The organism is Vibrio sp. 10N.222.52.B12 (genome assembly GCF_002875385.1).
Taxonomy (GTDB): domain Bacteria; phylum Pseudomonadota; class Gammaproteobacteria; order Enterobacterales; family Vibrionaceae; genus Vibrio; species Vibrio jasicida.
In genome coordinates this window covers 1-1,464 of the sequence record NZ_MDAW01000024.1, presented here as the reverse complement: position 1 = coordinate 1,464, position 1,464 = coordinate 1, and the positions used below count along the sequence as shown (strand labels likewise).

The window sequence follows — 1,464 nt, the reverse complement described above, 5'->3', positions numbered from 1 at the left end:
AAGGTAAGGAAAGTCAAAGTTTCCTTACCTTTGAAAGAGCAAGCTAAATCGAAGGTAATTCAATCAGTTGTGATTGGTTTGTGGTCGTGATATGTCTGAGTGGTATGGGTGGTGTTGCTGAAATGTTGTCATGGTCAAGTTTACTCAAATTGCAGATAAACTTATCCACAGGAAGGAACTAAGCTGACCTCAATTGCCCTTCCAGAACTGTCTGTCTTATCAATTCTTCGCGGCTTTCTCCCGCTCTAAAACTGACAAACTCTAACCTGTCTCTGCAGAATAGGCATTCGTACGGATCAACCTTAGCGTATTTCTTTAGCATGCTGGCATAGCAAGGCAGCGCTGGCGCGTCCTTGCTTTCCATCTCTAACGCATCGTAGACTTTTGGCAGCATTTTACCGCGGCGACGATTCGACAGAAAACCGTAGTAGCGGATCATCTTAAAGTGCTTATCGGGAATGTGTTCGATGAGCCGACAAATCAAATCCTCAGCGGCTAAAGTCAGCATTTCCTTTTCCCCTGTTCGATGGTTAAGGTATTCAAACGTCAGCTGACCGCCTTTGCTGTAGTGGTGCAAGCGAGAGCCTGAAATCGGAGGTCGCTTCAAATAACGACCGAGGTAATTGACCGTCTTATGCTGTTGGTCCGTTTTCTTACCAAAATGCAGTTTCCAACGACGATGATATTGGCTACGTAGAAAGGCGAACCAATCCTTTTCATGACGTATGAACGGACAATCGGCTGCACTCAAATCAAGCTCTGAGTAATGCGCGCTTAAGAGCTGCGTGATCGCAGCTCGCCAACATGCTTCGGTCACTTTGGCTTTGAAATAAATGGGCTTCCACAGTCCTGTTCGTCGGCAAATTCCTCCCCGTGTCGCAGAAGCGTGAACATGGCAATTCCAATTGAGCTTACGGCCGTAGGTATGAAGCGCACAAAAAACACCTATTTCTAAGCCTTGCCGTTTCGCCCAAGTCGTTAAAATGTCGGCTGCGCATTTGAATAATCGATTAAGCAGCCAGCGATTATGACGAAAGATAGGCCAGAGAGTATTCGGCATGGTGAAGGTGATGTGTTGCCACTCGCAGTCAGGCAGCACATGCTGTTGTTGGCGTATCCACCTTTCGGTGGATTTGACGCCACAACTGCTGCAAGCACGAGACTTACAGGTTTGATTGAGGTTTTTGGTGTAGGTACAGCCAGAATTTTTGCACTTATAGAGCCGTGACCCCATGCTCGATGAGCCACAAGCCATCATTCGGGTGACGTTATCGACAACGACCTCTCTGATTTCAGAGATGTGTTTACTGAGGTAGATGGCCCAGGTGCCATTCCGAGAGAAAAGTTGTCTGAGTGATCGCAAGTGCATGACCACTAGGGTAATGCAGAATTGTCAGCACACTGTGAAGGTTAAGTCTCTTTGCTTTCGAGCGTAGCTCGCTCAGGCGGCTATGCCGCCGCTTG

General features: G+C 47.5%; 1 protein-coding gene. It reads right to left on the bottom strand.

Annotated elements, in window-relative coordinates; translation table 11 throughout:
* Positions 1-178: 178 nt before the first annotated feature.
* The gene (locus tag BCT11_RS01535; protein WP_102386920.1) at positions 179-1,369 is read right to left on the bottom strand and encodes an IS91 family transposase; all 1,191 of its coding nucleotides are present in this window, start codon (positions 1,367-1,369) and stop codon (positions 179-181) included.
* Between the last annotated feature and the right edge of the window lie 95 nt (positions 1,370-1,464).

What these genes read in the sequence shown, in the direction of transcription:
- BCT11_RS01535 (WP_102386920.1), bottom strand. Translation starts at nt 1,369, where the DNA reads ATGCACTTGCGATCACTCAGACAACTTTTCTCTCGGAATGGCACCTGG.